This window comes from Streptomyces sp. NPDC096136 (genome assembly GCF_044763325.1).
In the GTDB taxonomy this organism is placed as follows: domain Bacteria; phylum Actinomycetota; class Actinomycetes; order Streptomycetales; family Streptomycetaceae; genus Streptomyces.
In genome coordinates this window covers 106,286-128,127 of the sequence record NZ_JBIWFZ010000011.1, presented here as the reverse complement: position 1 = coordinate 128,127, position 21,842 = coordinate 106,286, and the positions used below count along the sequence as shown (strand labels likewise).

The 21,842-nt window shown below is 74.9% G+C and carries 19 protein-coding genes; 12 read left to right on the top strand and 7 right to left on the bottom strand.

Annotated elements, in window-relative coordinates; all coding sequences use genetic code 11:
• Positions 1-88: 88 nt before the first annotated feature.
• Together ACIRBY_RS23085 and ACIRBY_RS23080 are read left to right on the top strand one after the other, a co-directional pair.
• Entirely contained in the window at positions 89-1,024 is a 936-nt protein-coding gene (locus ACIRBY_RS23085) for a M56 family metallopeptidase (RefSeq protein WP_403903204.1), read from the top strand.
• 106 nt (positions 1,025-1,130) lie between these two features.
• Positions 1,131-1,754 (top strand): TetR/AcrR family transcriptional regulator, encoded by a 624-nt coding sequence (locus tag ACIRBY_RS23080; protein WP_403903202.1) that lies wholly within the window; start codon positions 1,131-1,133, stop codon positions 1,752-1,754.
• A gap of 6 nt (positions 1,755-1,760) precedes the next feature.
• Here ACIRBY_RS23080 and ACIRBY_RS23075 read toward each other — a convergent pair whose 3' ends face one another.
• Entirely contained in the window at positions 1,761-3,248 is a 1,488-nt protein-coding gene (locus ACIRBY_RS23075; protein WP_403903199.1) for an LVIVD repeat-containing protein, read from the bottom strand.
• Positions 3,249-3,325: 77 nt separating this feature from the next.
• On the opposite strand from ACIRBY_RS23075, the gene ACIRBY_RS23070 reads away from it, so the two are divergent.
• Positions 3,326-3,982, top strand: coding sequence for a DUF305 domain-containing protein (locus ACIRBY_RS23070; protein WP_403903196.1), 657 nt, complete (start codon positions 3,326-3,328; stop codon positions 3,980-3,982).
• A gap of 54 nt (positions 3,983-4,036) precedes the next feature.
• Positions 4,037-5,395, top strand: coding sequence for an FAD-dependent oxidoreductase (locus ACIRBY_RS23065; protein WP_403903193.1), 1,359 nt, complete (start codon positions 4,037-4,039; stop codon positions 5,393-5,395).
• A 96-nt stretch (positions 5,396-5,491) separates the two neighbouring features.
• Here the strand turns inward: ACIRBY_RS23065 and ACIRBY_RS23060 are convergent, their stop codons facing one another.
• Together ACIRBY_RS23060 and ACIRBY_RS23055 are read right to left on the bottom strand one after the other, a co-directional pair.
• On the bottom strand, positions 5,492-5,860 hold the full coding sequence (locus ACIRBY_RS23060) for an ArsR/SmtB family transcription factor (protein ID WP_403903190.1): 369 nt from the start codon (positions 5,858-5,860) through the stop codon (positions 5,492-5,494).
• A gap of 128 nt (positions 5,861-5,988) precedes the next feature.
• On the bottom strand, positions 5,989-7,089 hold the full coding sequence (locus tag ACIRBY_RS23055; RefSeq protein ID WP_403903187.1) for an NADH:flavin oxidoreductase/NADH oxidase: 1,101 nt from the start codon (positions 7,087-7,089) through the stop codon (positions 5,989-5,991).
• 224 nt (positions 7,090-7,313) lie between these two features.
• Here ACIRBY_RS23055 and ACIRBY_RS23050 point away from each other — a divergent pair, with 224 nt between their 5' ends.
• The 6 genes from ACIRBY_RS23050 (at position 7,314) to ACIRBY_RS23025 (ending at position 13,925) form a co-directional block, all read left to right on the top strand.
• The gene (locus ACIRBY_RS23050) at positions 7,314-8,402 is read left to right on the top strand and encodes a WD40/YVTN/BNR-like repeat-containing protein (protein WP_403903184.1); all 1,089 of its coding nucleotides are present in this window, start codon (positions 7,314-7,316) and stop codon (positions 8,400-8,402) included.
• Between the two features lie 41 nt (positions 8,403-8,443).
• Positions 8,444-8,995 (top strand): GNAT family N-acetyltransferase, encoded by a 552-nt coding sequence (locus tag ACIRBY_RS23045; protein WP_403903181.1) that lies wholly within the window; start codon positions 8,444-8,446, stop codon positions 8,993-8,995.
• A gap of 82 nt (positions 8,996-9,077) precedes the next feature.
• Positions 9,078-10,577, top strand: a complete 1,500-nt coding sequence (locus tag ACIRBY_RS23040) for a Y4yA family PLP-dependent enzyme (protein WP_403903178.1) — start codon at positions 9,078-9,080, stop codon at positions 10,575-10,577.
• Positions 10,574-11,893: a pyridoxal-phosphate dependent enzyme gene (locus ACIRBY_RS23035; RefSeq protein ID WP_403903175.1), complete on the top strand. Its 1,320-nt coding sequence runs from the start codon at positions 10,574-10,576 to the stop codon at positions 11,891-11,893. The genes ACIRBY_RS23040 and ACIRBY_RS23035 overlap by 4 nt, the downstream gene beginning before the upstream one ends.
• A gap of 1 nt (position 11,894) precedes the next feature.
• Entirely contained in the window at positions 11,895-13,094 is a 1,200-nt protein-coding gene (locus ACIRBY_RS23030) for an aminotransferase class V-fold PLP-dependent enzyme (protein WP_403903172.1), read from the top strand.
• 60 nt (positions 13,095-13,154) lie between these two features.
• Entirely contained in the window at positions 13,155-13,925 is a 771-nt protein-coding gene (locus tag ACIRBY_RS23025; RefSeq protein ID WP_403903576.1) for a class I SAM-dependent methyltransferase, read from the top strand.
• 37 nt (positions 13,926-13,962) lie between these two features.
• On the opposite strand, the gene ACIRBY_RS23020 is transcribed toward ACIRBY_RS23025, so the two are convergent.
• Positions 13,963-14,640 carry a uracil-DNA glycosylase gene (locus ACIRBY_RS23020; protein ID WP_403903169.1) on the bottom strand — a complete coding sequence of 226 codons (678 nt, stop codon included), beginning with the start codon at positions 14,638-14,640 and terminating at the stop codon, positions 13,963-13,965.
• Between the two features lie 186 nt (positions 14,641-14,826).
• Between ACIRBY_RS23020 and ACIRBY_RS23015 the strand changes: the two genes are divergently transcribed.
• Positions 14,827-15,747 (top strand): hypothetical protein, encoded by a 921-nt coding sequence (locus tag ACIRBY_RS23015; RefSeq protein WP_403903166.1) that lies wholly within the window; start codon positions 14,827-14,829, stop codon positions 15,745-15,747.
• A 138-nt stretch (positions 15,748-15,885) separates the two neighbouring features.
• On the opposite strand, the gene ACIRBY_RS23010 is transcribed toward ACIRBY_RS23015, so the two are convergent.
• The 3 genes from ACIRBY_RS23010 to ACIRBY_RS23000 all read right to left on the bottom strand — a co-directional run bounded on the left by ACIRBY_RS23010 (position 15,886) and on the right by ACIRBY_RS23000 (position 19,864).
• Complete coding sequence (locus ACIRBY_RS23010) at positions 15,886-16,953, bottom strand: lactonase family protein (protein WP_403903163.1); 1,068 nt, start codon at positions 16,951-16,953, stop codon at positions 15,886-15,888.
• Between the two features lie 54 nt (positions 16,954-17,007).
• Positions 17,008-18,147, bottom strand: a complete 1,140-nt coding sequence (locus tag ACIRBY_RS23005; protein WP_403903160.1) for a nitric oxide synthase oxygenase — start codon at positions 18,145-18,147, stop codon at positions 17,008-17,010.
• A gap of 211 nt (positions 18,148-18,358) precedes the next feature.
• The gene (locus ACIRBY_RS23000; RefSeq protein ID WP_403903157.1) at positions 18,359-19,864 is read right to left on the bottom strand and encodes an FUSC family protein; all 1,506 of its coding nucleotides are present in this window, start codon (positions 19,862-19,864) and stop codon (positions 18,359-18,361) included.
• Between the two features lie 337 nt (positions 19,865-20,201).
• Between ACIRBY_RS23000 and ACIRBY_RS22995 the strand changes: the two genes are divergently transcribed.
• Positions 20,202-21,833 carry an FAD-dependent monooxygenase gene (locus ACIRBY_RS22995; RefSeq protein ID WP_403903155.1) on the top strand — a complete coding sequence of 544 codons (1,632 nt, stop codon included), beginning with the start codon at positions 20,202-20,204 and terminating at the stop codon, positions 21,831-21,833.
• Positions 21,834-21,842 lie beyond the last annotated feature (9 nt).

The window sequence follows — 21,842 nt, the reverse complement described above, 5'->3', positions numbered from 1 at the left end:
CGGGGCGGCGCGGGCCGGAACGTGTCCTGCGTCACCAATCCCCCGGGCCCGTACCCGTAGGTAGCCCGGCGCTCATAGGCTGGCGGACATGATGGTCCCCGCCGCCCTTCTGCTCCTCGGCGCCCTGACCGCGTTCCTCGCGCCGCGCCTGCTGGCCCGCGCCGCCTGGCCCGATCGGGAACCCGTGGTCGCGCTGTGGGTGTGGCAGTGCGTGGTGGGCGCGACGCTGCTGTGCCTGGGGCTGTCGATGCTGCTGAGCGCGGCCGCCGCCTGGCAGGCCGTACGGGGACGGCTGTTCGCGGCGGCCCCGCACGGGGTGGTGGACGCGTACGGGCTGGGCCCCGGGGGCGGGCACTGGGCCGCCGGCACCGCCCTGGCGCTGGCCTGCGGGGGGCTGTGGACCGGGGCGATGCTGACGCGGGAGGTGCTGCGGGCGCGGGCCCGGCGGCGCGCCCGGGGGGCCGAACTGCGGCTGCGGGCCCCGCTGCTGCCCGGCGAGGACCCCGCGGCGGCGCGGCTGGTGGTGCTGGAGGGCCCGCGCCCGGAGGCCTGGTGGCAGGCCGGGCCGGCACCGCGGCTGGTGGTGACGACGGCGGCGCTGGGCCGGCTCAAGGGGAGCCAGCTGGACGCGGTGCTGGCGCACGAGCAAGGGCACGTGGCCGCCCGGCACGACTGGCTGCTGCACTGCTCGCGGGCGCTGTCGCGGGGGTTCCCGCAGGTGCCGGTGTTCGCGGCGTTCGAGGCGGAGATGGACCGGCTGGTGGAACTGGCCGCCGACGACGTGGCCTCGCGCCGCTACGGGCGGCTGACGATCGCGCTGGCGCTGGTCGGGCTGAACGAGGACCGGGGCGTCTTCGGCCCCGCCTCCGCCCAGGCCCACGTGCCCGAGCGGGTACGGCGGCTGCTGTCGGCCACGCCCCGGCTGTCCGCCGGACGCCGGCTGCGGCTCACGGCACTGGCCACGCTGCTGCCGGCGGTGCCGCTGGTGGTGGCCTTCGTACCGGGTCTGAGCGCGCTGGCCTGACCCGGCCCCTCGAACGCGCCCGCCCGAGGCGATCCCCCGCGTCGCCCCGGGCCGACGGCTTCGCGCTGAGTATATTGGCTCGAAGCCAGTCAACGCAGGAGTAAGCATGTCCCCGCGCAGCGCATCGGTCAATGAAGAATTGCGCAGACGTTCCCGGGAGCGGCTGCTGCAGGCCACGGTCGAACTGGTTGCCGAGCGCGGCTACGAGGCCACCAAGCTCGGCGACATCGCCGACCGGGCGGGCGCGGCCCGCGGCCTGGTCTCGTACTACTTCCCCGGCAAGCGGCAGCTGCTCCAGTCGGCGGTGCACCGGCTGATGCACCTGACCCTGGAGGAGGCCCTGGAGCGCGAGCCGCGCACGGACGACGGCCGGGAGCGGCTGGCCCGGGCGGTCGACGCGATCCTGGGGCTGGCCCGCGACCAGCCCCGGCTGATGCGCACCCACATGGCCGGGATCCTCCAGGCGGAGGGCTTCATCCGGTGCCCGGAGCAGCAGCGGCTGGCGCAGCTGCTCCGGGACACGGTCACGCGCTACGGCTCGGCGGACGCGGACACCGACTACCCGCTGCTGCGCGCGCTGCTGATGGGTGCGGTGGTGGCGGTCCTGCTGCCGGGGGCGCCGATGCCGGCGTCCCGGCTGCGCGCGGAGCTGTTCCAGCGGTACGGGCTGGAGTGGGAGCGGGGGTTCCCGCCGGACGGGGGGCCGCCCGGCGGAACGTTTCCTCCGTGAATCCGGTCAGTGGTACTCGGGCTGGGTCTGGACGTTGAGCCGGTCCATCCGGACCCGTTTGGCGCCGTCGGTGCGCCGGTCGTCGAGCCTGAGCACGTCCAGGCCCTTGACGATGTCGTTCGAGTAGACGTGCCCGTTGTAGTAGTACGCCGACCAGGAGCCGCCGAGGCCCAGCTTGTCGGTGGTCAGCGGGCCGCGCTCGAAGTAGCCGATCTCCTTGGGGGCGGCGGAGTCGGTGAAGTCCCACACCGAGACCCCGCCCTGGTACCAGGCCTGGACCATGATGTCGCGGCCGTCGCCGACCGGGACGAGCGAGCCGTTGTGGGCCACGCAGTTCTCGGTGTCGGCCTGGTGGCGCGGGATCTTGAAGTAGCTCCGGAAGACCAGTCTGCGCTGGTCGCCGCGGCCGGTGATGTCGTAGATCCCGTCCGCGCCCCGGTTGGGGCCGGTGGCCTCGTTGCAGGTGGCGGCGCCGCCACCGCCGAGCTCGTCGGTGAACACCACCTTGTCCGCGCTCTCGTTGAAGGTCGCCGAGTGCCAGAACGCGAAGTTCACGTTGTCCTGGACCCGGTCGATGACCCTCGGGTGCTCGGGCTCGCTGATGTCGAAGAGGATGCCGTCGCCCATGCAGGCGCCGGCGGCCAGGTCCTCGGAGGGCAGCACGGTGATGTCGTGGCAGCCGGTGGTCTTGGAGACCCCGGGGTTGGCGGGCGCGCCGGGGTTGCCGCCGTCCGGGAAGAGCACCGGGAAGCCGACGACGGCCGCCCGGGTCGGGGCCTTCCTGGGGACCTTGACCACGGAGATGCCGTCGTGTGGGGGCTGGCAGTCGGGGAAGGCCTCGCTGGGCGCGTACGAGGAGACGTAGAGGTAGATGTCGCGGCCGCCCGGCACCAGCGTGTGGGTGTGCGAGCCGCAGGCCGTCTCGACGGACTTGATGTACTTGGGGTTCTTCTTGTCCTTGATGTCGAAGATCTTGATGCCCTCCCAGGAGGACTTCTCCGTGGCGGGCTGCGAGACGCTGTTGCAGGAGTCGTCGCTGCGCGAGGAGTCCGTGGAGAGGAAGAGCAGGTCGCCCGAGACGGAGACGTCGTTCTGGCCGCCGGGGCAGAGGACCTGGGTGACGATCTTCGGGGCCTTGGGGTCGGCGATGTCGTAGATCGTGAAGCCGTCGTAGTTGCCGGCGTAGGCGTAGTCGCCCTGGAACGCCAGGTCGGAGTTGATCCCCTTGAGGTTGGCGTTGGGGATGTTGGCCAGGGGTTTGACGTTGGCGCTGTGCACGACCTCGTCCTGGCCGGGGATCTCCCCGGGGGCGAGTTCGCGGCCCGGCGCGAGGTCCGCGCTCTGCCGGGAGCCCGCGCCGGGGGACGAGTCCCCGGGGTCGGGGCTGGCGGCCGCCGGTCCGGCGGCGGCGAGGAGCGTAGTGAGGAGTCCGGCGGCCGCCAGGGCCGCCCCCAGACTCCGGTGGCGCACTCTGACGGTGTGCAGCAAGGTCACTGTGCCTCCCGTGGGGGCCCTGCGCTCCGTTCCCGGGTGGGGAGCGGAACCTGGACCCCGGCAGTATCTTCCTTTCCATGGACATGGCAAACGCGTTACTCGGCCGATTCCTGGGGGCGGCGCTGGCCGCCTCACTCCTCCTCCCCCTCACCGGCTGCACCGGCGGCGGCGATGCCCCGCGGGGGGCCGGCGACGGCTCGCCGGTGGTGGTCGCACCGGGCCGGCCGGGAGAGGGATCCCGGACCCTCACTCCCGAACAGGCCGCCCGGCAGCGGCCCGACGACAGCCCCAACGCCGCCGACCGGGCGTACGTGCGGCGCATGATCGAACACCACCGGCAGGCCCTGGCGATGAGCGCCCTGGCCCCCGACCGGGCCTCGGCGGACGGGGTCAAGAGGCTCGCCGAGCGCATCGCGGCCGCGCAGGGGCCCGAGATCGGGGCCATGGAGAAGTGGCGGGCCCGCTACCCCGAGCCCGCCGGCGCCCCCGGCGGGCACGACCACGGCGCGATGCCCGGCATGGCCACGGAGCAGCAGCTGCGCGAGCTGGCGGAGGCCCGCGGGACCGCCTTCGACCGGCTCTTCCTCTCCCTGATGACCGCCCACCACCAGGGGGCGGTGACGATGGCGGGCGAGGCGCTGGCCCAGGGGAACAACGGCGCCGTCGAGGAGATGGCGAACGAGGTGGTGGCCGTCCAGAGCGCCGAGATCCACCGGATGCGCGCGATGGGCTGACGGGCGCGGGGGCCGGTGGCATCCTGGGGAGCACCTGCGGGAGGGAGTTCCGCCGTGCTTCGTGTCGCCGTCGTCGGCTCGGGCCCCAGCGGGGTCTACGCCGCCCAGACACTGGTCGAGCAACGTGAGGTCCCGGGCGTACGGGTCGACGTGCTGGACCGGCTGCCGGCTCCGTACGGCCTCGTCCGGTACGGGGTGGCCCCCGACCACGAGAAGATCAAGTCCCTGACCGGAAACCTGCGCTCCGTCCTGGAGGACGAGCGGATCCGGTTCCTCGGGAACGTGGAGGTCGGGGACGGACCGCTGACCACCGCCCGGATGCTGGAGCTGTACCACGCGGTGGTGTACTGCGTGGGCGCGGCGCGGGACCGGACGCTCGGGATCCCGGGCGAGGGGCTGGCCGGGGTGCACTCCGCGACGGCCTTCGTGTCCTGGTACAGCGGACACCCCGACGCGGGCTCCTTCGACCTGGGCGGGGTCCGCTCGGCCGTGGTAATCGGCGCGGGCAACGTCGCGGTGGACGTGACCCGGATCCTCGCCCGGGGCGTGCCCGAGCTGGAGCCCACCGACATGCCCCAGCCGGCGCTGGGCGCGCTGGCCGACAGCGGGGTGCGGACGGTGGCGATGGTGGCCCGGCGCGGCCCCTCGCAGGCGAAGTTCACCACCAAGGAGCTCCGGGAGCTGGGCACCCTGCCCGGGGTGGGCATCCGCGCGGACCCCGCCGAGCTGGCCCTCGACCCGGCGTACGCCGACCCGGCCGCGGCCGCGGCCCTGCCCGCGGCGGCCCGGCGCAACCTGGAGGTGCTGCGCGGCTGGGCCGGGGGCCCGGAGCCCGGCGGGGACCGGGAACGGGAGGTCTCCCTGCGCTTCTACCTGCGCCCGGCGGAGGTGCTGGGCGGCCCGGACGGCCGCGTCCGCGGGATGCGCTTCGAGCGGACCGCGCCGGACGGGCGGGGCGGGGTGGCCGGGACGGGCGTCCACGAGGACGTGGAGGCGCAGCTGGTGCTCCGCTCGGTGGGCTACCTGGGCGTCCCCCTGCCCGGCCTGCCCTTCGACCCGGCCACCGGCACCGTGCCGCACGCCGCGGGCCGGGTGCTCCGCGCCGGGCGGGCCTCGGTCGGCGAGTACGTGGCGGGCTGGATCAAACGCGGACCGACGGGGGTGATCGGCACCAACCGCCCCTGCGCCAAGGAGACGGTCTCCTCCCTGCTCCAGGACGCGGGCGCCCTGGCCCGCCGCGACCTCTCGGGCGACCCCCTGGACGCGCTCCGCGCGGCGGGGCTGCGCCCGGTGGAATGGCCGGGCTGGCTGTCGATCGAGGCGGCCGAAGCGGAACTGGGCCGCTCCCTGGGCCGCCGCTCGGTCAAGATCCCCGACTGGCCGGGCCTCCGCGCGGCGGCGGGCCTGGCGTAGGGTGACCGGTTCCGTCACCGGAACCCGGACGTCTACGGCATTCGGCGCGGGTCCGGCCCGGGCGGCGTACCGCTGCACCGTACGGACCACGCGCGGCTAGGGCGTCTGCGCCGGGGGGCGCTCCGCCAGCCTCGACTCCTGGGCGGCGGCCGCCGTCAGGAGGGTGTCGAGGAGGCCGGGGAAGAGGGACTGGAGGTCCTCGCGGCGCAGGCCGTTCATCTTGGCCGTGCCGCGGTAGGTCTGGCGGACGACGCCGCTCTCGCGCAGGACGCGGAAGTGGTGCGTCGTCGTGGACTTGGTCACCGGAAGGACGAAGTCCGAGCAGGCCAGCTCGACCCCCTGGTCCGCGAGCTCGCGGACGATGGACAGCCGCAGCGGGTCGGAGAGGGCGTGGAGCACCCCCTCCAGGCGGATCTCGTCCGCCTCGGGGTGGGCGAGGGCACGGGGCGCGTCACGTTCCGTCATGTCCTGCTCCACTCCTTCGGGTTCCGGCCGGGCCCCGGGGGCCCGGGTCCCATCGTACGAGAACCTTCGTACGAGCGGGCCGGGGCGGCGCCGGGGCGCGGGTGCGCACGCCCCGGCGCCGCCCGCGTTCACCAGGCGCGCTGGTACTGGCCGGGGACCGGGAGCTCCGCGCCGAGTTCGGCCGCCGCGCGGCGGGCCCAGAACGGGTCGCGCAGCAGCTCACGGCCGAGGAGGACGGCGTCGGCCTCGCCGTTGGCCAGGATCTTCTCGGCCTGCTCGGGCTCCGTGATCAGGCCGACCGCCGCGACCGGGAGGGTCGTCTCGGCCTTGACCCGGGCGGCGAAGGGCACCTGGTACCCGGGACCCGTGGGGATCTTCACGCGGGGGGCGAGCCCGCCGGTGGAGACGTCCAGCAGGTCCACGCCGTGCTCCTCCAGCAGGGCGGCCAGCCGGACCGTCTCGTCGGCGGTCCAGCCGTCCTCCTCCAGCCAGTCGGTGGCCGAGATCCGGAAGAACAGCGGGAGCTCCTCGGGCCACACGGCCCGCACGGCGTCCACGACCTCCAGGGCGAAGCGGGTGCGGTTCTCGAAGGAGCCGCCGTAGGAGTCGGTGCGCCGGTTGCTGTGCGGGGAGAGGAACTCCCCGATGAGGTAGCCGTGGGCGCCGTGGATCTCGAGGACCTCGTAGCCGGCGGCCAGGGCCCGCTCGGCGGCGGCGGCGAACTGGCCGGTGATCTCGCGGATCTCCTCGGCGCCGACCTCGTGGGGCACGGGGTGGCCCTCGTCGAAGGCCACCGCGCTGGGGGCGCTGGGCCGCCAGCCGTGCGCCTCCTCGCCGACCGGGCCGCCGCCCTTCCAGGGCTGGTCGGTGGAGGCCTTGCGGCCGGCGTGGCCGATCTGGATGCCGGGGACGGAGCCCTGGGACTTGACGAAGGAGGTGATCCGGCGGAGGGCCTCGACCTGGGTGTCGTTCCAGATGCCGAGGTCCTGCGGGCTGATCCGGCCCTCCGGGGAGACGGCGGTGGCCTCCTGGATGATCAGGCCGGTGCCGCCGGTGGCGCGGGCCGCGTAGTGCGCGAAGTGCCACTCCAGGGCCACGCCGGCGTTCGGGCCGAAGGCCTCGGCGCTGTACTGGCACATCGGCGCCATCCAGATCCGGTTCGGGATGGTCACCGACCGGAGGGTGTAGGGCTGGAAAAGGGCGGCGAAGGCAGCGGGTGCGGCACTCATGGGGTTCTCCAGATGTCACCGGACGCGCACCGGGGTCGGCGCGGCGCTAAGTACGAGAGATACCGTACTACGAAATCTCTCGTAGTACGAGACCTCCCGTACAAGTGGCCCGGGGGTGCCCCGCGACGGCCTCCGGCCCCGCCTCGGCGGGCCCTGTCGGCGGGTGGGTGCACACTGGCGGGAAACCTGCCGTATCAGGACAAGGACGTCCGGAGGTGTCGGCCATGACCGACGTGCTGCTGCTCGCTGGGACCCGCAAGGGGCTGTTCATCGGCCGGCGCCGGGGCCCGGGCCCCTGGCGGTTCGACGGACCACACTTCAACGCCCAGGCCGTCTCGGCGGTCGCCATCGACGCGCGGGGCCCGGCGGCGCGCCTGCTGGTCGCCGGGGACAGCTCGCACTGGGGGCCGTCCGTCTTCACCTCCGACGACCTCGGCGGCAGCTGGCAGGAGCCCGCCGAGCCCGCCGTGAGGTTCCCGAAGGACACCGGCGCCTCCCTGGAACGGGTCTGGCAGCTGCACCCGGCCGGCCCGGAGGCCCCGGGCGTGGTCTACGCGGGGACGGAGCCGGCCGCCCTGTTCCGCTCGGTCGACCGGGGCGGCTCCTTCGAGCTGGTCCGGCCGCTGTGGGAGCATCCGACCCGCTCCGCGTGGGTGCCGGGCGGCGGCGGCGAGGGGCTGCACACGGTGATCACCGACCCCGCCGACCCGGCCGCGGTGACCGTGGCGGTCTCCACCGCCGGGGTGTTCCGCACCCGGGACGGCGGCGCGAGCTGGAGCCCGTCCAACCACGGGGTCTCGGCGGTGTTCCTGCCCGACCCGAACCCCGAGTTCGGCCAGTGCGTCCACAAGATCGCCCAGGATGCCGGGAACCCCGACCGGCTCTACCTCCAGAACCACTGGGGGGTCTACCGCAGCGACGACGCGGGCGCCGAGTGGACCGACATCGGCTCCGGCCTGCCCTCCGACTTCGGCTTCGCCGTCGCCGCCCACCCGCACCGCCCGGACACGGCCTACGTCTTCCCGCTGAACGCCGACTCCGACCGGGTCCCGGCCGGACGCCGCTGCCGCGTCTTCCGCACCCGCGACGCCGGCGCCACCTGGGAGCCGCTGGCCAAGGGGCTGCCCGACGGGGACCACTACGGCACGGTGCTGCGCGACGCCCTGTGCACGGACGACGCGGACCCGGCGGGCGTCTACTTCGGCAACCGCAACGGCGAGCTGTACGCCAGCGACGACGACGGCGACAGCTGGCGACTGCTGGCCGACCACCTCCCCGACGTGCTCTGCGTCCGGGCCGCCGTGCTGCCCTGACCTCCCGCGCGAAGGGACCCGCATCTGGGAGGCTGGCGGGCATGAGCGCGCACGAGCCCCCGGAACTGCGGCAGTTGACCCGACCCGAGGAGGTCGCCCCGGAGCTCCGGGAGGAGCTCGTCGACTGCTGGGAGGCGGTGGTCAACTCCGGCGGCGCGGTCCTCGCCGCCGAGTTCCCGCTGCCTCCCGTACGCCGGTCCCACGTCGCCCCCGTGGTCGACGGGCTCGTCCGCTCCCTCGACCCCGACCTCGGCAGGCTGCTCGTCGCCACCGTCGGCGGCGCGCTCGCCGGCTGGCTGGTCGTGCGCCGCGACCGCCACCCGCTCGTCGCGCACCGCGGGGCGGTCAACCACGTCCAGACCCTCCCCCGGCTGCGCGGCCGCGGGATCGCCACCGCCCTGATGAACCGGGTCCCGGCCGTCGCCCGGGAGGAGATGGGCCTGGAACGGCTGGCCATCGCCGTCCGGGGCGGCCTCGGGCTGGAGGACTTCTACCGCGGGCTCGGCTGGGTGGAGGTCGGCCGGTGGCCGGGCGCGCTGCGGGTCGCGCCCGGCGACGACCGGGACGAGATCCTGATGAGCCTCGTCCTCTGACAAAAATGCCCCGCGGGGGTTACGGTCTTATGACCGTTCGCCGGCACCGGTACGCATTCCTCGACGGAGAGGAACAGCTGGGATGAGCAACGACCCCTCGTACGGCGACCCTTCGCACCACGCCCCCCTGTACCTGGAACCGAGGCTCGCACCGCGCGCGGCGGCCCTCCTGGAATCGCCGGCGCTCCTGCACGCCCTCGTCGACGCCCTCGGATCCCCCCTCAACGTGATCCTGCCCGACCAGATCGCCGACAACGTCCGCGGCTTCCGCGCGGTGTTCGCCCGTCACCGGCTCGCCGGACGCGTCTACTTCGCGCACAAGGCCAACCGCTCCAGCGCCCTGGTGCGCCGGCTCACCACCACCGGAGCGGCCCTCGACGCCGCCTCGCTCACGGAGTTGCAGCACGCCCTGGGGTCCGGGTTCGCCGGAGCGGAGTTGATGGCCACCGGCCCCAAGGACCCCGAGTTCCTCTGGCTCGCCGCGCGCAGCGGGGCGCTCGTCAACGCCGACGGGCCCGGCGAGCTGGAGCGGGCGGCGGCCCTCGTGCGCGCGCACGGACTGCCGCGCCTGCGCGTCCTGTTGCGGCTGTCCGGGTTCGAGGCCGCCGGGGCCCGGCGGCTCTCGCGCCGCAGCCGCTTCGGCACCTCCGTGAAGTCCCTGCACCACCTGCTCGACGTCCTCGACCGCCACCGCGGGGAGCTGGAGCCCGTCGGCGTCGGCTACCACCTCGACACCACCAGCGTGGAGGAGAAGGCGACGGCGCTGGAGGGTTGCCTGCACGCCATGGAGGAGCTGCGGATGCGCGGCCTGCGGCCGACGGCGATCGACGTCGGCGGCGGCTTCGGCGTCGGATACCTGGCCCACGCAGCCCAGTGGGAGCGCTACACCACCGAGCTCACCCGCGCCGTCATGGGCACCCGCCCGCCCCTGTCCTGGGGCGGCCACGGCTACGGCCTGCGCGCCGAGAACGGGACCCTCCGCGGCGCGCTCGGCCTCTACCCGGCCCACCGGCCCACCGCCGGCCCCGGATACCTCGACGAACTGCTCGCGCATCCGGCGCCCGGGCTGGGCCGCCCGCTGGGCACCCTGCTCCTGGAGGGCCTCTACGACCTCTACGCCGAACCGGGCCGCGCCCTGGCCGACCAGTGCGGGCTCACCCTCGGGAGGGTCCTGGAGGTGCGGGACTCCGACGGCGGGGAAAGGCTGGTGCGCCTCGCGATGAACGCCGGCGACGTCGGTCTGGAGGACCACGGGGTCCTCGTGGACCCGGTGGTCCTGCCCCGCAGCCCGGCCCCGCCCGACGCGGGGGCCCCGGTGGCCGTGCACCTCATGGGCAACCTGTGCCTGGAATCGGACCTGATCACCCGCCGGACCGTGTTCCTGCCCCGGCAGCCGCGCCCCGGCGACCTCCTCGCCTTCGCCAACACCGCCGGCTACTGCATGGACTTCGGCGCCACCCGCGCCCAGGGGCAGGCCGTCGCGCGCAAGGTCGCCGTCCACCGGGAGGGGGACGGCGGCTGGCGGTGGTGCCTGGACGAGCAGTACTGGCCGCTCACACGGACGGGGGAAGCCCAGGGATGAGGTACGACAGCATCACCGAAGCGATCGGCGGGACACCGCTGGTCCGCATCGATCCGGCCGTGCACGGCCTGCGCCACATCGACCTCTACGCCAAGCTGGAGATGCTCAACCCCTTCGGCTCGCTCAAGGACCGGGCCGCCTGGAACATGACCCGCGACGCGCTCGCCGGCGCCGCCGGGCGCGGCGAGACGGTCGTCGAACTGTCCAGCGGGAACACCGCCAAGGCCCTGGCGCTCATCGCCGGACTGCACGGACTGCCCTTCAAGAGCGTCACCAACCGGATGCGCATACCCGAGGTCAAGGACCTGCTCCTGCTGCTCGGCGCCGAGATCGAGGAGCTCCCCGGCCGCAGCGAGTGCCTCGACCCGACCGACGAGGACGACCCGCTGACCCTCTTCCACCGCCAGCTGAACCTCCCCGGCAGCGCCCACCTCCACACCGACCAGTACTTCAACCCCCGCAACACCGAGGCCCACGCCTCCGGGACCGGACCGGAGATCATCGCGGACCTGGACGGCCGGGCCCCCGACTGGTTCGTCGCCTGCGTGGGCACGGCCGGCTCCTCCACCGGGGTGGCCCGGGCGCTGCGCGCGCACGACCCGAAGGTGCGCGTCCTCGGCCTGGTCGGCGAGAAGGCCGACTTCATCCCCGGCATCCGCACCATCGACGAGGTGCAGGAGGTCGGCATCTTCGACCCGGCCACCTACGACACCCTGGAGCCGGTCACCTCCGACGAGGCCATCGAGGGGATGCTGACGCTGCTGCGGCGCTGCGGACTGCTGGCCGGACCGACCGGCGGGGCCGCCTACTTCGGCGCGGTCCGCCATCTGCGGGAGCTCGACGCCGGGCTGACGGAGCGCAGGACGGCGGTGTTCATCGTCTGCGACCGGGTGGAGAGCTACACCGGCTACGTCCGCCGGCGCCGCCCGGACCTGCTGGGGCTGCCACCCGTCAGGAACTCGGTCGCCACCCTGACCGAGGCCGAGGCCGCCGCGGCCGCCGTCATCGGCGTCGACGAGGCCCGCACGTGGATCGCGGAGCGCGACCCGCTGGTGGTGGACCTGCGCGGCCCGTTCGCGTACGCCGCGCTGCACATCGAGGGGTCGGTGAACATCGTGGACGAGCTCTTCGACGAACTCGTACGCGGCGGGCTGCCGTTCGGCCGGAGCCGGCCGGTGCTGCTGGCCTGCCCGGTCGGCGAGAAGTCGGCCCTGTACGCAGCCCTGCTGACCCGCATGGGCCACCCCGACGTCCGCAGCCTGGCCGGCGGGATCATCGCCTGGCGGGACGCCGGCGCCCCCCTGGTGCGTGACTGACATGGCCGCCCCCGCCACCGAGCTGGCGGCGCTCGCCGACTGGCAGCGGCCGCTGCGCGCCCAGTTCCCGATCATCGGGGGCAACCCGGACCTGGTCTACCTGGACAGCGCCGCCACCTCCCAGAAGCCGCAGCCCGTCCTGGACGCGGTACAGGCGTACCTGACCACCTCCAACGCCAACGCGGCCCGCGGCTCCTACCCCTGGGCCAACACCACGACGGCGCTGGTGGAGGGCGCCCGGGAACGGGTCAAGCGCTTCCTCGGCGATCCCGATCCGGAGCGGTCCTCGGTCCACTTCACCAGCGGGACCACGGAAGGGCTGCGGACCGTGGCGCGGGACTGGCTGCCGGCCCTGCTCGTCGACGGCGACGAGATCGTCGTCCCGTTCGCCGACCACCAGGCGAACCTGTCGCCGTGGCTGGAGGCCCGGGACCTGCTGGCCCGGCAGGGCGTGCGCGTACGGGTCCGTGAGCTGCCGTACCAGGCCGCTTCCGGTGACTACGATCCGCGGGCGCTCGCGGCGGTCACCGGGCCGCGGACCCGTTTCGTGGCCGCCACCCACGTCCACCACGTCTACGGGGCGGACATGAACGTGCACCGGATCCGCCAGGTGGTCGGGCCCCAGGTGCCGATCTGTCTGGACGCGGCGCAGAGCATCGGCCACCTGCCGGTCTCGGTGGCCGGCCTCGACGTGGACTTCGTGGTGTTCTCCGGCCACAAGGCGATGGCCCTGCCCGGGTCGGGCGCGGTCTGGGCCCGCGGGCTGCGCGGCCCGCGGCTGCGGCCCGGCGGCTGGAGCGGGACCCCGAACACGGCCGGGATCGCGAGCCTGGCGGCGGCCCTGGACTGGCTGGACGCCGCCGGCACCGGCCGGATCGAGCGCTGGACGGTGGCGCTGACCGCGCTGCTGACCGACGGGCTGGACCGGCTGGACGCCTACGAGGTGCTGGGCTGCCGGACCAGCCTGGCGGCCGGGTCACGGGTCCAGCGCCGGCGCAGCCTGGTCACGTTCCGCCACCGGGGGATCGACTCGCGGGATCTCGGGTTCATCCTTTTCAGTCACGGGTTCATGGTGCGGACGGACGGCCACTGCCAGGCCGGACCCGGTGCGCGGGAGGGCTCGGTGCGCGTCAGCCTGCACGTCCACAACACCCCCGAGGAGATGGAACGGCTCCTCGCCGTCCTCGCCAGTCTGGAATGATTTCCATGAGCGGGTTGCGGCTTCGGCGACGGAGGCAGTGCGAGCGGCATGGGCACGGGCATGGGTGCGGGCGCGGGTGTGAGTACGGGGACGGCGGCGCGCTGGGTCGAGCGCTGGGAGCGCCAGCAGCAGTTGTACGCGGTCGACCGCGAGGAGAGGTTCGCGGTCATCGCCGACCTCGTGGAGCACGTCGCCGGCGGCCGGCCGGCTCCGCTGGTGCTCGACCTGGGCAGCGGCCCCGGGTGCCTGGCCGCCCGGCTCGCCGCCCGCCTGCCGGGAGCCGAGGTGCTCGCGGTCGACGCGGACCCGCTGCTGCTGGAACTGGGCAGCGCCCACTACGGCCGGGCCCTGCGCTTCGTCAACGCGCTGATCGGCGAACCGGGCTGGCTGGACCGGCTGGGCCTGGACCGGCCCGCGGACGCCGTGGTGTCGACCACCGCCCTCCACTACCTCGGGGAGCGGACCCTGCGCCGGGTGTACGGGGAGCTCGCCGGGCTGCTGCGGCCGGGTGGGATCCTGGTCAACGGCGACCACATCAGCCCGGACTCGGCCAGGATGTCCGAACTCGCCCGGGACGTCGGGCGCCGCCACGCCGCACGCCACGCCGTGTGCGGACACGAGGAGGACTGGGAGTCCTGGTGGTCGGGAGCGGCCGGCGACCCGGAGCTGGCCCCCCTGCTCTCCCACGGCGGGGAGGGCGGGCGGGCCCCGTGCGAGGGCAACGACCTCACGGTGTCCGGCCATGTCGCGCTGCTGCGCGAAGCCGGGTTCACGGACGTGGGGGCCGTCTGGCAGGTCGGCCCGAGCCACGTCCTGGCCGCCGTCCGCTGACCGGCGGTCCCGGCCGCCGGCCGCCAGCCGCCGGGTGTTACGGCAGGCGCCAGTCGACGGGCAGGCCGCCTTCCCGGGCGAGCAGCTCGTTCGCCCGGCTGAAGGGGCGCGAGCCGAAGAATCCGCGGTCCGCCGACATGGGAGAGGGGTGCGCGGACTCGATCACCGGGAGGCTGCCGAGCAGCGGCCGGCAGTTGCGGGCGTCGCGGCCCCAGAGGATGGACACCATCGGCTTGCCGCGGGCGGCGAGCGCCCGGATGGCCTGCTCGGTGACCTCCTCCCAGCCCTTGCCCCGGTGCGACCCGGGCTTGCGCGGCGCGGTGGTCAGGGCCCGGTTGAGCAGCAGCACGCCCTGCCTCGTCCACGGGGTCAGGTCCCCGTTGGAGGGCCTGGGCAGCCCCAGGTCGGTGTGCATCTCCCGGAAGATGTTCTCCAGGCTGCCCGGCACCGGCTGCACCTCGGGGGCGACCGCGAAGCTCAGCCCGATGGCATGGCCGGGCGTCGGGTAGGGGTCCTGTCCGACGATCAGTACGCGGACGTCGTCGAAGGGCTGCTGGAACGCGCGCAGGACGTTCGCCCCGGACGGGAGGTAGGTCCGGCCGGCCGCTATCTCGGTCCGGAGGAAGTTCCCCATGCCCGCGATGCGGTCCGCGACGGGTTCCAGGGCCTTCGCCCAGCCCGCCTCGACAAGTTCGTTCAAGGGTCGTGGTGCCACGCTGCGTCACTCTACTGGGTCACACTGACAGGGCGTTACCGGCACGTTCCGTCGACCGGTCCTCGCCGTCCGTCAGGTGATCCGGTTGAAGCGTGTATGACATTCAACGGATAAATGGGGACAGATGCCACCTGCGCGGGCCCTGCCCGAACACCTGCTTCCGATAAGCCAGTAGCATGCGGCGCCATGAGCTCCCCCACTGGGCCCGCAAACGGCCTGCCCGTACGAATGCCGCGACCCCGCCAGACCGGACGGCACCGCCGGCCCGAGCCCGCGGTGGCGCCCGAGGGCGCGCCCGCGCTGGTGCTCGCCGTGCCCGGTGCCCCCTCGGCAGCCTCCCGGGGCCTCGCCGAGGAGATCATCAGCATCGGCCGCTCCGAGCTGCCGGGCCTGGAGGCCCGGATCGGCTACCTGGAGGGCGAGGACACCGAGGACAGCGAGTTCCCCTCGCTGTCCGGCGTGCTGAGCGCCGTCGCCGAGGAGCGGACCGTGCGTGCGGAGTTCGCCCGCGCCGCCGGCCACGAGGTGCCCGCGCCGACCGGCCCGGACGCCGTGGTCGTGCCCCTGCTCGCCGGTCCGGACGCCGACCTGCTGCGCCGGATGCGCCAGGCGCTGATGGACTCCTCGGCCGCCGCCGAGCTGGCCGACGTCCTCGGCCCGCACCCGCTGCTGGCCGAGGGCCTGCACGTGCGCCTCTCCGAGGCCGGCCTGGCCCGCGCCGACCGCGCCCGCCTGTTCACCGTGGCCACCGCCGCCGACGGCATCATCCTGGCCACCACCGGCGGCGAGGAGGCCGTCCAGGCCGCCGGGATCACCGGCATGCTGCTGGCCGCCCGGCTCGCGGTGCCCGTGATGGCCGCCGCGCTGGACCAGGAGGGTTCCGTGGCCGCGGTCGCCGCGGAGCTGCGCGGTGCGGGCGCGGCCCAGCTCGCGCTGGCGCCCTACCTGATCGGCCCGGAGGCGGCCGACGGGCTGCTGGACACGGCCTGCAAGGAGGCCGACTGCGCCACCGCCGAGGTGCTCGGCGCCTACCCGGCGCTCGGCAAGCTCGCCGTCGCCCAGTACAGCGCGGCCCTGGGGATCCAGCTGGGCGCTCCGGCCCAGTAGCGGTACGACGAGGAGGGCCCGCCCGGATGCGTTCCGGGCGGGCCCTCCTCGTCGTACCGGCTCCGGCGCCCGGAACGCCTCCCGAGCGCCGCGTCCGCCCCCTGCGGCCCGCCCGCCGGCCGTACCCCGCGGCGGAGTTCAGCCGAAGACCACGCAGGAGGCCGCCGGTGCGGGCATGGAGCCGGCCCGGACCGGGCGGCCCGTCCGGGGGTCCACGTCGAACCAGGTGACGTCCCCCGAGCGCTCGTTGGCCGCGTAGAGGCGGCGCCCCTCCGGGTCCGCGGCGAGGTCGCGCGGCCACCGGCCGCCGCAGCCGACGGTGCTCGCGGGCCGCGGCTCCTCGGGGCCGCCGGCGAGCGAGAACGTGACCAGGGTGTCGGTCCCGCGGACCGCCGCCCAGACGAAGCGGCCGTCCGACGAGACGATGATCGCCGAGGGATAGGGCCGTACGCCGTCCAGGCCGCCCGCTGGGGCGACCGGGACCTCCGCGACCGGGTCGAGGAGCCCCGAGTCCGCGTTCCAGCGGCAGACGGTCAGCAGCGGCTCCAGCTCGTGCAGGACGTAGACCACTCCGCCCGACGGATGGAAGGCCAGGTGGCGCGGACCCGCCCCGGGGCGCAGCGCGGTCACCGCGTGGACGCGCAGCCCGCCGGTGACCGGGTCGAGCGCGAAGACCCGCACCTCGTCGGTGCCGAGGTCCACGCCGAGCACCCAGCGGCCGGCGGGGTCGGGCAGCACCTGGTGGGGGTGCGGGCCCGTCTGGCGGTCGGGGTCGGGGCCGGAGCCCTCGCAGGCCAGGACCGAGGCGGGCGCCGGGACTCCGCCGCCGTCGGCGAGCGGCAGGCTGCTGACGCTGCCGGAGGTGTAGTTGGCGGTCAGCAGCCTGCGCCCGGCCAGGCAGAGGTGGGTGGGGCCCGCGCCGCCGACCGCGACGGGGCCGCCGATCGCGGCGAGTCCCCCGGCGGTGGGGCGGAAGGCTCCCGCCGCGCCCCGGTCGGCCTCGCTGACCGCGTAGAGCACGCCCGCGCCCCGGTCGAACGCGAGGTAGGAGGGGTTTGGCAGGGAGCCCTCCGCCGAGAGCGGGGTCAGCGCCCCGGTGGCCGGATCCACGGCCGCGGTGATGACACCGCGGCCGCCCCCCGAGGTGAACGAGCCGATGTAGGCCCGGCGTCCGCCGCCGTGGTCCGTGCTGTGCGCGCCGTCCACCGGTGCCCCTCTCCGCCGTCCCGGATCCGTTCCGAGCCGACGGTAACAGAAGGTCTAGACCAAGTCTCGCCCCCAGGCCCGCTCCTGCGCGCCCTCGTGGTGCACGTACGCGGTCGCGCTCGGCCGGTCCTCGTAGGTCCGGTGGAAGACGGGGGTGGCGGCGCCGGAGATGGGCGGGACGATCCAGGACCAGTCCGCGCCCACCGGGCGGCCCTTGCTCTCCTCGCGCTCCAGGTGCGAGAGGAACCGGCGGGACTCGGTGTGGTGGTCGGCGATGGTGACCCCGGCCCGGTCGAAGGAGTCCAGCACGGCCCGGTTGAGCTCGACCAGGGCCCGGTCCTTCCAGAGCGAGCGGTCGCTGGAGACGTCCAGGCCGAGCCTGCGGGCGACGGCCGGCAGGAGGTGGTAGCGGTCGGTGTCGGCGAGGTTGCGGGCGCCGATCTCGGTGCCCATGTACCAGCCGTTGAAGGGGGCGGCCGTGTAGTGGACGCCGCCGATCTCCAGGCACATGTTGGAGATGGCCGGAACGGCGTGCCAGCGCAGCCCCCAGTCCGACCAGTCGTCCCGCTCGTCGGGGTGGCGGATCGGCACCTCCAGCACGGCGTCGGCGGGGGTGTCGAACCAGCGGGGCTTGTCGTCGACGCCCTGGACCACCAGGGGGAGGAGGTCGAAGGGGGTGCCGGGGCCGCCGGCCCAGCCGAGGCGCAACAGGGCTTCGGTGAGCGCTCTGTTGCGGGCGTCGCCGACGGTTATCGAGGGGTGGTCCCCGTAGCCGGCGTAGCGCACCAGCTGCTCGCTCCAGATCAGGGGGCCCGGCCGGCCCGGGGCGTCGGGGGCGAAGACCGTGATCGTGGGCCGGACCCGGCCGCCGTTGGTGGCCTCGCGCAGGTGCTCGAAGCACTCGGCTGCGATGTCCTCGGCGGCGGTCAGCCCGCGGCGGTCGCGGACCCGCAGCGAGTTCCAGTAGAGCCGGCCTATGCAGCGGTTGCTGTTGCGCCAGGCCACCCGGGCCCCGTGGACCAGCTCCTCGGGGGTGTGGCGGTAGGTGCCGGTCTCCGCGAGCTCGGCCCGTACGGCGGCGAGCCGGGCGCGCGGATCACCGGCCTGCGGATTCTCCCGGTGGAAGAGCCGGATGAACTCCTCGGCTTCCTCCCACACCTGAGCGTCGCTCGAGTGCTTCTGCAGAATTTCCATTCCGGGCGGTTACCCCCTGTCCGGACAGATCCACCCTGTGCATGCCGGATGAATGTGCAGTGAACAATCACCCGTTGTACATGCCGCAGGTCAGCGCCGGGCCCCTGGCGCCGGTGGAACACCCCTCCGGGTGATCTTCGAGCATTGGCCTGCGGTGGGGCGGTGGGGTGCCGTACCATCCCCGGAATTCCGGGAGTCGGGGCGCCGGCCGTCAGGCCGTGACCACCAGCGGGGCGCGGGGGTCGGTGCGCAGCGGGGTGGCGAGGGCGGCCAGGGCCGTTTCGAGGCCGTGCAGGTGGGCCAGGGCCGGTTCGGCCCCCGCGGGGCCGGCCGGGGTGGCGGGAGCGGCGCCCTCCGCCGCGCCCTGCGGGGCGGTGAGCGCCTCCACGGCGGCCTCGACCCGCCAGCAGGCGGCGGCGAGCCGGGCGTCGTGGGAGGCCTGGGGGTCCGCGGCGACGGAGACGAGCCCGCGCACCTCGCGTGCGCAGTCGTCGAGCAGGGCCAGGACCTGGCGGGCGCGGGCCTTGCGGGCGCGCAGCGGGCTCAGCGGGTGGACCAGGGGCGCGAGCGCCATCCGGACCCGGGCCAGGAGCAGTTCCAGTTCGGCGGCGTGCGGGGCGGGGTCGGCGTCGGGGTCTCCGGCGAGGCGGTCCAGGGAGGCCGCGGTGGAGGCCCTTACGCAGTGCAGGGCGCGCTGGATCCAGGCGTCGTTGGCGGCGTGCGTGGTGACCGGGAGGATCAGGCTGACGCCGAGGGCCGCGCCGAGCGCGCCGGCGGCGGTCTCCTCGAAGCGCAGGAGCAGCAGCCCGGGGTGGAGCACGCCGAGGAGCCCGTAGAGCAGCCCGGCCATGACGGTGACGAAGAACATCATCCAGGAGTACGAGGGGGCGGCCGTGTAGAAGATGCCGAACACGCAGACGGCGACCAGGGCGGCGGTGGGCGCGGGGGCGCCATGCAGGGGTACGGCGATCAGCAGGCCGGCCGCGATGCCCGCGACGGTGCCCAGGACCCGGCGGAAGCCGCGGACCAGGGTCTCGCCGCGCGAAGCCGTGTTGACGAAGATCCACCAGGCCGTGCCGACGGCCCAGTACCAGCGGTCCTCGGACAGGAACTGGCCGACGCCGAGGGCGAAGGCGCAGGCGGCGGTGGCCTGGAAGGCCTGGCGGGTGGTGGGCCGGGCGAGGCCGGTGCCGGGCAGCGGCGGCGGGGCGGCGGCCGGGGGCGTGCGGCGCTCGATGGGCCACAGCACGAACCGGACGGCCCCGGCCGACAGCAGCGCCAGGGCGACGGCGGCGAACAGCTCGGGCAGCTGGGCGGGCCGGGCGTGCAGGAACTGGGTGACGAAGAACATCATGAAGGCGAAGACGCCGAGGGCGTGCCCGCGCGGCCCCCACCGGCGGGCGTAGACCCCGGCGAAGACGACGGCGAGCCAGGCCGCGTCGCGCACGGGCGGCATGCCGTGCAGGGAGGTGGCCAGGACCAGGACGGGGAACCCGGCGACGGGCAGCAGGGCGGTGGTCAGCCGCTGGGCGCGGACGTCGGCGTCGAGGACGGTGAACAGCGCGAGCAGGGCCGCGAGCCCGCCGGTGATGGAGGCGGTGAGCGAGAGCCCCGCCAGTTCGGCCGTCGCGACGGCGAGGCCGGTGCCGATCACCGCGCGCGTCGAGTTCCTCAGTCTGGTGCGCCCCGGATCCGGAGCCGTGAACATCCTCTTCATGGCGGTGTGCCGCCCCCCTCGGAGTGGTGCGCGCCGGGCCGGTCTCCGCCCGGGGGTGGTGGGCGGCTCACGGGCACGGCGAAGGCGCCGCGCTCCGGTCCGGCGTCGTTGCCGGCCGGCGCTGCGCGGCGCCGAAAGTACATGGATACGACACAGATAAGCATCCGCAGGGGCATTGGCTCAAGGCGGGCTCCCCCCGCTGGGCCATTGGCCCTGCCCTCCGCGTACGTTTCCGGCCACGGGCGGGCCAACGGACCGCCGGTGTGCCGGGTCGTCCGCATCGGTCCCGGGACGTGCCGGGTGGCGGGGCCTCGGCGCCGGTGGCCACGATGGACGCATGAGCGGCGGAGCGGCGGACGTGCTCGTCGTGGGCGCGGGCCCGGTGGGCCTGACGGCTGCGGTGGAGCTGCGCAGGCGCGGGGTGTCCTGCCGGATCGTGGACCGGCTGCCGGCCCGGCTGCCGTACGCGAAGGCCGTGGGCGTCCAGCCGCGCACGCTGGAGCTGTGGGACCGGACGGGCCTGGTCGCCGACGCGCTGGAGGTGGCGGTCCCGCTGCGCGGGCAGCTGGTCTACGTCGACGGCGAGGAGCGGGAGCCGGTGCGGATGGCGCTGCCGCCGGAGGTGCCGTACGGGTTCGCGGCGCTGCCGCAGTACGAGACGGAGCGGATCCTGGAGGCCTTCCTGGCCCGCTTCGGGACCGGGATCGAGCGGGGCACGGAGCTGGTGTCCTTCACGCAGGACGACGACGGGGTGACCGTCCTGTTGACGGGACCGGGCGGCGGCGAGGAGCTGCGGACCCGGTACCTGGTGGGGTGTGACGGGGCGCACAGCACCGTCCGCAAGGGGCTGGGGCTGGCCTTCGGGGGCGGGGCCTTCCCCGAGGAGTACATGCTGGCCGACGTGGAGGTCGGCTGGGACCTCCCGTACGGCTACGCCGTCCGGGCGGTGCACCACGACGCCGACGGGCGGATCGACGACCTGCTGGTCTGCGTCCCGCTGCCCGGGCCGGGGCGCTACCGGATGTCCATGCCGGTGCCGCCGGAGCTCTCCGCGGCCGCCGCGCCGGCGGCGGGCGACGCGGTGGCGCACGGGCTGGAGGGCTCCCGGGCCCCCGCCCTCCGCGACGTGCAGGCCGTGCTGGACCGGATGGCGCCCCAACCGGTGACCGCCTCCGCCATGCGCTGGTCCTCGGTGTTCCGGATCAGCCACCGGATCGTGGACCGGTACTCCGACGGGCGGGTCTTCGTCGCCGGGGACGCGGCGCACATCCATCCGCCGACCGGCGCGCAGGGGATGAACACCGGTATCCAGGACGCCTGGAACCTGGCCTGGAAGCTGGCCCTCGCCGTCGGCGGCCGCGCGCACCCGGGGCTGCTGGCCAGCTACGACGCCGAGCGCCGGCCGGTCGGCGAGGAGGTGGTCGGCCGGACCGTGCGCCACGCCCGCCGGGCCCTCGGGGCGGCCGACGAGGAGACGGACGCGCTGCTGCGGGAGGCCCAGCTGCTGGTCGGCTACCGCGGCAGCCCGGTCGTCCTCGGCCCCGCCCCGGGGGAGGCCGACGGCGCCGGACCGGGGCCCGGCGACCGGGCACCCGACTGCGGCGGGCTGGCCGGGGACGTCCCCGCCTATCCGCTGCGGCTCCACGACCTGCTGAGGGACCGCGACCACGTGCTGCTGGTGTACACCGACGGCGCGTGGGACGCGTACGTTCCCGGACTCGCCGCACTGACGGGCGGGTCGCCGGCGGGGCGGCTCACGGCGTACGCGGTCCTCACCGAGGGCGGGACCGCGCCCGCCGGGGCCACGGCGCTGCCCGTGTACCGCGACGCGCGGGGCGAGTTCGCCCTGCGCTACGGGGTGCGGGAGCCGACCGCCTTCGTGGTGCGCCCGGACGGCTACCTGGGGGCGCGGCTGTGCCCGCCGACCGCCGAGGGGCTGGCCGGCTACCTCGCCGGGGTCTTCTCCTGAGGGGTGTCC

Bases quoted from the DNA above. Each gene is read 5' to 3' on its own strand.
- ACIRBY_RS23045 (WP_403903181.1), top strand. From the start codon at position 8,444: ATGAGCGCGCACGAGCCCCCGGAACTGCGGCAGTTGACCCGACCCGAG.
- ACIRBY_RS23000 (WP_403903157.1), bottom strand. From the start codon at position 19,864: ATGAAGAGGATGTTCACGGCTCCGGATCCGGGGCGCACCAGACTGAGG.
- ACIRBY_RS23025 (WP_403903576.1), top strand. From the start codon at position 13,155: ATGGGTGCGGGCGCGGGTGTGAGTACGGGGACGGCGGCGCGCTGGGTC.
- ACIRBY_RS22995 (WP_403903155.1), top strand. From the start codon at position 20,202: ATGAGCGGCGGAGCGGCGGACGTGCTCGTCGTGGGCGCGGGCCCGGTG.
- ACIRBY_RS23030 (WP_403903172.1), top strand. From the start codon at position 11,895: ATGGCCGCCCCCGCCACCGAGCTGGCGGCGCTCGCCGACTGGCAGCGG.
- ACIRBY_RS23035 (WP_403903175.1), top strand. From the start codon at position 10,574: ATGAGGTACGACAGCATCACCGAAGCGATCGGCGGGACACCGCTGGTC.
- ACIRBY_RS23070 (WP_403903196.1), top strand. From the start codon at position 3,326: ATGGACATGGCAAACGCGTTACTCGGCCGATTCCTGGGGGCGGCGCTG.
- ACIRBY_RS23015 (WP_403903166.1), top strand. From the start codon at position 14,827: ATGAGCTCCCCCACTGGGCCCGCAAACGGCCTGCCCGTACGAATGCCG.
- ACIRBY_RS23055 (WP_403903187.1), bottom strand. From the start codon at position 7,089: ATGAGTGCCGCACCCGCTGCCTTCGCCGCCCTTTTCCAGCCCTACACC.
- ACIRBY_RS23050 (WP_403903184.1), top strand. From the start codon at position 7,314: ATGACCGACGTGCTGCTGCTCGCTGGGACCCGCAAGGGGCTGTTCATC.
- ACIRBY_RS23040 (WP_403903178.1), top strand. From the start codon at position 9,078: ATGAGCAACGACCCCTCGTACGGCGACCCTTCGCACCACGCCCCCCTG.
- ACIRBY_RS23005 (WP_403903160.1), bottom strand. From the start codon at position 18,147: ATGGAAATTCTGCAGAAGCACTCGAGCGACGCTCAGGTGTGGGAGGAA.
- ACIRBY_RS23060 (WP_403903190.1), bottom strand. From the start codon at position 5,860: ATGACGGAACGTGACGCGCCCCGTGCCCTCGCCCACCCCGAGGCGGAC.
- ACIRBY_RS23080 (WP_403903202.1), top strand. From the start codon at position 1,131: ATGTCCCCGCGCAGCGCATCGGTCAATGAAGAATTGCGCAGACGTTCC.
- ACIRBY_RS23085 (WP_403903204.1), top strand. From the start codon at position 89: ATGATGGTCCCCGCCGCCCTTCTGCTCCTCGGCGCCCTGACCGCGTTC.